Here is a 6000-nt window from a genome sequence, read left to right as displayed (position 1 = left end):
GTACCGCACGGTTGGATTGATGTCTGCACATGAGTTGCACTGATCATGGGAAAGGGTTTCCCGAAAGTGCCGGGGGATCGACCCGTTCAGGGGAGTCCATGCTCAAGCAGGAGCGAGCGGGGCGACAAACCATTCCATGGTCGGGACGGCGGGATTCGAACCCACGACCCCCTGACCCCCAGTCAGGTGCGCTACCAAGCTGCGCCACGTCCCGCTCTTCTGTTGAACTGTGATCAGCTTACACCACCTTCCACGGACCGGAGCACGGGGGTGGCGGTCACGTTCACCCGCCGGTGGCGAGCGATTCGCGCCAAGGGGACTATCGTCGAGGCGATGGGCAAGCACCGTCCCAATCCCCTGCAATGGGTCTGGTACACGTTCGGTGGCAAGCTGCCCGCTCACCTGGCCGAATGGGTACTGCACGACGTGACCTGCCGTACCTGGGTGCTTCGCCATCTCTTCCGCGCCCTGACGCAGCTCGCCCCGTTCTGCGTGGTGGTGCTGTTGTTGCCGGGCCCGCTCTACATCCGGTGGTCCTCGGTGGCACTGGGGCTGCTGGTGGGATTGTTCTACTCGGTCAGCGCCATGGGCGAGAGCTGTGAACACCGCGTGATCAAACACGGCTATCCCCCGGGGATCGGGCGGGAGACCCGCGCGATGTACCGCGAGATCCGCAGGGCCACCCGGGAGGAGGCGCGCAGGCGTAGACCACCCGAATGAGCCCATCAGAACGAGCCCACCCGGACGAACACAGCCGAATGAGCCGCTTCCCGAGTTCGGGTCGTTCGCGCGCTTCGGTATTGCCCCGACCCCGGTTCGCCCATAGGTTCGAGACCACGCTGGCCCGAAAGACGGTCCGGTGGCACAACGGCGGGGCTGACAGGAGTGACGATGAGCGTCGAAGCGGGCTTCGAACAGGGCGGAGAGCACGCACGTTTGGCGCGGCGGCGTGCCGCGGTGATGCCGTCCTGGCTGTCGACCATGTACTCCGAGCCGATCGACATCGAGAGCGGCTCCGGCAGACACGTGTGGGACGGCGAGGGGAACCGCTACCTCGACTTCTTCGGCGGCATTCTCACGACCATGACCGGTCACGCCGTGCCCGAGGTGACCAAGGCTGTGGCCGAGCAGGCGGGCAGGATCCTGCACTCCTCGACGCTGTACCTGAACCGACCGATGGTGGACCTGGCGGAACGGATCGCCGAGTTGTCGGGCCTGGACGACCCCAGGGTCTTCTTCACCACCAGTGGCACCGAGGCCAATGACACCGCCCTGCTGCTGGCCACCGGTTACCGGGCCTCCAACCAGATCCTGGCGCTGCGCAACAGCTACCACGGTCGTTCGTTCGCCTCGCTGGCCGTGACCGGCAACCGGAGCTGGTCGCCGAGCAGCCTCTCACCGGTGCAGACCAGCTATGTCCACGGCACCCGCAGGCGCGGCACCATGCTGGAGGGGTTGACCGACGCGGAGTTCACCGAGGCCTGCGTGCGCGACCTGGAGGACACCCTCGATCAGCTGCACGGCAACGTGGCGTGCCTGATCGCCGAACCGATCCAGGGCGTCGGCGGGTTCGCCGCGCCCCCGGACGGCCTGTTCGCGCGGTTCAGGGAAGTGCTGGACCGGCACGGCATCCTGTGGATCAGCGACGAGGTGCAGACCGGCTGGGGACGTACCGGCGAGCACTTCTGGGGTTGGCAGGCGCACGCCGACAACGGCGCGCCGGACGTGGTCACCTTCGCCAAGGGCATCGGCAACGGTCTTCCGATAGCCGGGGTGGTAGCCAGGGGAGATGTCATGGACAGCGTCGCCGCGAACTCGATCTCCACCTTCGGCGGCAGCCCGCTGACGGCCGCCGGTGCGCTGGCCAACCTCGACTACCACCAGCGCCACGACCTGCGGGAGAACGCGCGTCGGGTCGGTGCGGTGCTGCGCGAGGAACTCCGGCCCGCCGAGTCCCTGCGCTCGGTCGCCGAGATCCGCGGCAAGGGGCTGATGCTCGGTGTCGAGCTGGTGCGAGCGGACGGAAACCCCGCCCCCGAGGTGGCCGCCGCCGTCACCGAGCGGGCGCGGGAGCGCGGAGTGCTGATCGGTAAAGGGGGCCTGGAGGGAAACGTACTGCGTATCGCCCCGCCGCTGAGCGTTACCGAGGAAGAGGCGACCGAAGGGGCACGGGCGCTGATCGAGGCGTTGCGCGCCGCGGCATCCGTGGTGTGACGTCCGAACGGACGTCGTCGCGGCCACGGCCGCGGCCTCGCTTTGCCGGGCGCTAGGCTGGTGGCCAGTAGGGCGGGTTCGCTCGGCGGAGCCGTCCCGAACCCCGTGACGCCCGGAATCAGAGCCCGTGCCGGGTTTCCGGTCGAAATATCGCCACGATCGGTGATCCCGGCGTGGACAGGACCGAACGAGAAGGCCATTCGTTGACACGATCCCAGCAGACCGGATCCGGTGACCTCGCCGGACCGGCAGCCCACAGCAGTTCGTTGCTGTCCGAGTACCGCACTTTCGTGAACCGGGCGGTCCGCGAACCCTCGACCGTCGGTGCCGTTCTGCCCAGCTCTCCCGTGCTGGCCAGGGAGATGGCAGTCGTCGTGCCGAGCGTCGAGCAGCCGGTCGTCGTCGAGCTGGGGCCCGGAACCGGCGCGCTCAGCGGTGCCATCGCCGAGCGCGTCCCGGAAGGTGGACGCCACGTCGCCGTCGAGGTCGACCCAGGAATGTGCGAGCACCTGCGCACCGCGGCGCCTTGGCTGGAAGTCGTGCAGGGGGACGCGATGCGACTGGGCGAGTTGCTCGCCGAGAACGGGATCGAGTCGGCGGACGCCGTCGTCAGCGGGCTGCCCTGGTCGCTGTTCGCCGCCGAATCGCAGCGCCGGATCCTGCGCGAGATCGGTTCCGTACTCGCACCCGGCGGCGGATTCACCACCATCGCCTATGCGCACGCGTTGGGGATGTCGGGTGCCCGGCGATTCCGTGATCGGCTGGGCGCGGCATTCGACGAGGTGATTACCTCGCGTACCGTCTGGCGCAACGTGCCGCCCGCGCGCGTCTACGTCTGCCGCAGGCCCGTGGCGCGTCGCTGAGCTTCCGGGCACAGCCGAACTTTTGGTCGGCAGGGTGAAGCGCACTCACATCTTCCGGATGCGTGGCCACAGCTCGGACCAGCTCAGCTGGGGCTCGGTGTAGAGGGTGACGGCGACGCCACGCGCGATGTTGACCACGTTGTGCTCGGTGCGCACGGTGTCCAGCTGCCGCCGCTCGCCGAAGTGGGGAGCCAGCGGGTGCTCGCTGCCGACGTAGAGCATCGCGCGTGCCGAGTCGGGCGGGGCCCCGAAGAACCAGTACCCCCGGTGCGGGCTGTAGACCCGCGGTATCCCGAGTTCCCGCCCGTGCACGTCAAGTGCCGCCGCCAGCGGGTAGTTCGCCGCGACCACCACGGTGTCCTCGCGCAGTTCCGCGGGCAGCTCGCGGTAGGCCCTCGCGGTGGTTCGTGCCAGGGCTCGCCATCCCGTCTCGTACATTCTGCTGTAGCTGGGCAGCTCGGGGTGGGCGGCCAACAGCGGCAAGGGATAGATCGGCAGCAGCGCGATCGGCAGCAACGCCGACAGCGGGTAGACCACCCACGGGACCAAACGGGCCCTGTTGCGCCCGCGTAGTTCGCGGCGGCGTCGCAGCCCCACCGCACCCGCGGCGAACAGCAGCCCGAACGTTCCCGCCGGATAGTTCGGTCTGCCACTGGCCGCGAGGAAGAACAGCACCAGGCCCAGTACCGTCCAGCCCAGGAACCGGTACTCGGCGAGTTCGGGAGCTCGCAGCAGTTGCCACAACCCGTAGCAGCCCAGCACGGCGCCCACCGCGACCCCGGAGTAGAGCAGCGCGTTCGGTACGAACAGCAGGCGCCGTGTCTCACCAGCCACCACCGCCCCCATCTCCAGGGCGGGCCAGCCGTTCCGGTGCTGCCACCACAGGGTCGGCAGGGAGGTGACCAGCACGACTCCGGCGCCGAGCCACAATGGGGGACGGCGCAGCATCCGGCGCGGCCCGACGGCGAGAACCGCCAGTAACACCGCCACGCACAACAGGAGCACCTGGAACTTGGTCTGCACCCCCACGACCACGAGCGCCGACGTGCCCCACAGCAGTCTGTCCCTGCGTAACCCGGCTCGGTGCCACCTGCTCCAGCGGATCAGCGACCACAGGATCAGACCCCACTCCAGTGGTGCCAGCGTGGCCGCCGCCAGCCAGTGACCGCTGAGCAGCAGCCACGGCGAGATCGCGTAGGCAGCGGCCGCCAGGGTCTGCGCCCGGTGATCCCCGCCGAGGTCCCGGGCGATCAGGGCGGTGAGCACGATTCCGCCCGCGGTCACCAGGGCTGGGACGAGCCGAAGCACGAGCAGTGAGTCCGGAGCCAGTGCGTCGGCCCACCGCGCCAACAACGGGACCAGCGGTTGCTGGTCCATATAGCCCCAGTCCGGGTAGTACTTGCCCGCGGCCAGGAAGTACAGCTCGTCCGAGAGATAGCCGTAGCGAGGGCTGAGCAGCAGCAACAGAGCGCTGATGGCTCCCGCGAGCAGCAGTACCGGTACGCGGGCGAACGAGGTGCCCTTCAACGCCCCACACTTGCTCGGGTTGCGTTGCTCGGACGTGGACAGGGACACGGACACCGAAACTCCTCCAAGCGAACTCGACCACGATCAGCTTAGAGCCAGCTTCGGCCGGGTGAGACCACGTGCCCGAGGCCGATCGGCCCGTGGGTGGAGAAGACCGGACCGCGAGCGGGGGAGTCCTCGTCGGCCGGGGCCTCCGCCGCACTGTTTCCCGGCGAACTCGCGCGTGCGCCCGGATAATGTCGCCGATGACCGGTGGGAATCGGAAGAGCGGCAGGGAGCGCGGTTCCGGGCGCAGGGCGGAGTTGTTGACCATGGCGGCCCGGATGTTCGCGACTCGCGGGATCGCGGCCACCACTATGCGTGAGATCGCCGACGAGGCGGGAATCCTGTCCGGCAGTCTCTACCACCACTTCGACTCGAAGGAGGCGATGGTCGACGAGATCCTGCGGGAGTACCTGAACGCGCAGCTGGAGCGGTTCCGGCGGGTGGTCGATGCCGGTCACGACCCGCACACCACGGTGGGCGAGCTGATTCACGAGGCGTTCGCGGCGTTGCATCGCCATCGGTGGGCGATGGCCGTCCTGCACAACGAGGCCGGGTACCTCGCGGGGTTCGACAGGTTCGGCTACATCGACACCGCGAACCGCGACTTCGAGCGCCTCTGGGTACGTGTGCTGCGGCAGGGTCAGCGGACGGGGGTGTTTCGCGCCGAGCTCAGTCCCCGGCTGGCGCACCGGTTCATCCGGGATTCCGTCTCCGCCGCAGTGCGCTGGTACAACCCCAGTGGCCGCATGAGTGTCCAGGGGATAGCGGAACAGTACACTCGTATTTTCCGCGACGGCATGGTGGTTTCCGAGCGGGGCTGAACCGCGGGAACCGGACGCGGGGGCGCCATACTTCACGACCCGTGCCGAACGAGGACACCTCGGCTTACCCGTCCCGGAGTGGGTGGGCCGAGCGTCGTGGGGTGTAGCTGTCACCTGGTGGCTGCGGAAGAGTTCGCCGTTCGATATGGTGGAAATCACATTTTCCTTTTCGCTCGAACGGTGGGAAATCGTACTGCCGATCAGATGTCTCGTGGAATGGGCCTCCGCCGTTTCGAATGCACGGACAGGAACGGGTTCTCGCGCCCAGGTCCCGCAGCCGTTCACGTTTGGACTCGAAACGCACGACCGGCACCGTGCCGAGTCGGTCGTGCCTGCCCCGCCTCGCTCGGCCGTCGCTGGGTGGGGGGTCTCCGCCTCCCCGTACCGGTCGCGGCGGTTTTCACTCTGGGGCGAGGTATTCGAGACGGTCGCGGTGGTTTTCGTTTCCGTGCTCGCTCGCGGTTCCTCCTCGCTTCGCGAGGAATGGAGTTTCCCGGAAAACGGAATGCGACGACTGCCGTGTTCGTTGT

5 protein-coding genes and 1 tRNA gene are annotated in these 6000 nt (G+C 68.1%); 4 read left to right on the top strand and 2 right to left on the bottom strand.

Going from position 1 to position 6000, the window contains the following annotated elements:
- Nucleotides 1–137: 137 nt before the first annotated feature.
- Nucleotides 138–214 (bottom strand) — tRNA-Pro (locus tag ACOQFL_RS19050).
- A 119-nt stretch (nt 215–333) separates the two neighbouring features.
- Here ACOQFL_RS19050 and ACOQFL_RS19045 point away from each other — a divergent pair.
- The 3 genes from ACOQFL_RS19045 to ACOQFL_RS19035 all read left to right on the top strand — a co-directional run bounded on the left by ACOQFL_RS19045 (nt 334) and on the right by ACOQFL_RS19035 (nt 3077).
- Nucleotides 334–720 carry a DUF5313 family protein gene (locus ACOQFL_RS19045; RefSeq protein ID WP_435545537.1) on the top strand — a complete coding sequence of 129 codons (387 nt, stop codon included), beginning with the start codon at nt 334–336 and terminating at the stop codon, nt 718–720.
- A 171-nt stretch (nt 721–891) separates the two neighbouring features.
- Nucleotides 892–2214 (top strand): aspartate aminotransferase family protein, encoded by a 1323-nt coding sequence (locus ACOQFL_RS19040; RefSeq protein ID WP_435545536.1) that lies wholly within the window; start codon nt 892–894, stop codon nt 2212–2214.
- A gap of 203 nt (nt 2215–2417) precedes the next feature.
- Nucleotides 2418–3077: a class I SAM-dependent methyltransferase gene (locus ACOQFL_RS19035; RefSeq protein WP_435545535.1), complete on the top strand. Its 660-nt coding sequence runs from the start codon at nt 2418–2420 to the stop codon at nt 3075–3077.
- Nucleotides 3078–3122: 45 nt separating this feature from the next.
- On the opposite strand, the gene ACOQFL_RS19030 is transcribed toward ACOQFL_RS19035, so the two are convergent.
- Nucleotides 3123–4658: a glycosyltransferase family 39 protein gene (locus tag ACOQFL_RS19030; RefSeq protein ID WP_435545534.1), complete on the bottom strand. Its 1536-nt coding sequence runs from the start codon at nt 4656–4658 to the stop codon at nt 3123–3125.
- Nucleotides 4659–4849: 191 nt separating this feature from the next.
- Between ACOQFL_RS19030 and ACOQFL_RS19025 the strand changes: the two genes are divergently transcribed.
- On the top strand, nt 4850–5470 hold the full coding sequence (locus ACOQFL_RS19025) for a TetR/AcrR family transcriptional regulator (RefSeq protein WP_435545533.1): 621 nt from the start codon (nt 4850–4852) through the stop codon (nt 5468–5470).
- Nucleotides 5471–6000 lie beyond the last annotated feature (530 nt).

This window comes from Actinopolyspora sabaoui (genome assembly GCF_051225635.1).
Taxonomy (GTDB): Bacteria; Actinomycetota; Actinomycetes; order Mycobacteriales; family Pseudonocardiaceae; genus Actinopolyspora.
Note: the sequence above shows the minus strand (reverse complement) of the source record. Positions and strands in the feature narration are given on the sequence as shown.

Coding starts and splice junctions, on each gene's coding strand:
- ACOQFL_RS19045 (WP_435545537.1), top strand. CDS start 334: ATGGGCAAGCACCGTCCCAATCCCCTGCAATGGGTCTGGTACACGTTC.
- ACOQFL_RS19025 (WP_435545533.1), top strand. CDS start 4,850: ATGACCGGTGGGAATCGGAAGAGCGGCAGGGAGCGCGGTTCCGGGCGC.
- ACOQFL_RS19040 (WP_435545536.1), top strand. CDS start 892: ATGAGCGTCGAAGCGGGCTTCGAACAGGGCGGAGAGCACGCACGTTTG.